This window comes from Maribacter sp., from assembly GCF_039968975.1.
Lineage (GTDB): Bacteria > Bacteroidota > Bacteroidia > Flavobacteriales > Flavobacteriaceae > Maribacter.
The window spans coordinates 1-1123 of the sequence record NZ_JBDVOT010000033.1 but is presented as its reverse complement, the minus strand read 5'-3'; the positions used below and the strand labels follow the sequence as shown (position 1 = coordinate 1123).

The 1123-nt window shown below is 37.3% G+C and carries 2 pseudogenes; one reads left to right on the top strand and one right to left on the bottom strand.

Going from position 1 to position 1123, the window contains the following annotated elements:
- Positions 1–327: pseudogene (locus tag ABJI11_RS02025) on the top strand (heavy metal translocating P-type ATPase); the annotation flags it as partial.
- Between the two features lie 110 nt (positions 328–437).
- Here the strand turns inward: ABJI11_RS02025 and ABJI11_RS02020 are convergent.
- Positions 438–1123: pseudogene (locus ABJI11_RS02020) on the bottom strand (oxidoreductase); the annotation flags it as partial.

Below are 1123 nucleotides of genomic sequence, written 5' to 3'. Positions count from 1 at the left end.
GACGGTATCAATGACGCACCTGTTCTTGCTTTGAGCGATGTGGGTATTGCCATGGGCGGTCTAGGTAGTGATGTTGCCATAGAAACTGCAGATGTCATTATACAGAATGATCAACCTTCTAAAATTGCTACGGCAATACAGATAGGTAATTCTACCAGAAGAATTGTTTGGCAAAATATAGTTTTGGCTTTTGGTGTAAAACTTATTGTACTTGCTATGGGCGCTGGCGGACTGGCATCTATGTGGGAAGCTGTTTTTGCTGATGTAGGTGTGGCACTTTTAGCCATTTTAAATGCGGTGCGTCTGCAGAAAATGCAATGGGATTAACCGACAATACGAACGTAGTCTAGCAATCATTTTCATGGTTACCATAAAATCACATACTGCACAAATTAGGCAGATTACTTCGTTGCGAAAAAAATTCTCGCAATGAGGTCCTAATAACAGTCGGTCTTTAGTTGTTCACTTTGTTCAAAGGCTTCAAAGGAAATACTAGCGTTGCCTTCTAACAATTTCTCAATAACATCCAAAACATCGTGTTGCATAGCAAGCGAACCACATATCATAATAGTACCGCCTTGGTTGATTGTTTGTAGCATTAAATCCTTCTGCTCAAAAACAACATCTTGTATATATTGTTTTTCACCTTCTCTTGAGAATGAACTAAATACCTTTATATTTTCTCTATTCAAAACTTCTTTTTCCAAAATAGAATTATATAGCTCTATAGAAGCTTTTTGACGACCTCCCCAAAACAATGAGATATGCTGAGTTGTCTTTTCTGAGATCATCCCTAAAAACGGGGCTATACCCGTGCCATTTGAGATGAAAACTGAATTCCTTGAGTTTTCAGGTAAATGAAAATGCGGATTTTCATCTATTGCAGCTTCTATCACATCATCTACATTTAAGTTAAAAAGATAATTAGAGCCTCTACCCTTTTCATGCTTTTTAACACTCAACAAAACATCGCTTCCAATTCTTGCAATAGAGTATTGGCGAACCGTTTTATCATTTGTTGGAAAGATTGCCAATAAATCTCCTGAAGTAAATCCAATAGGCGATTTAGGTTGTAATCGTAACAAGAAGGTATCATCTACATTTAACTCCGTTCGTTCTAGAA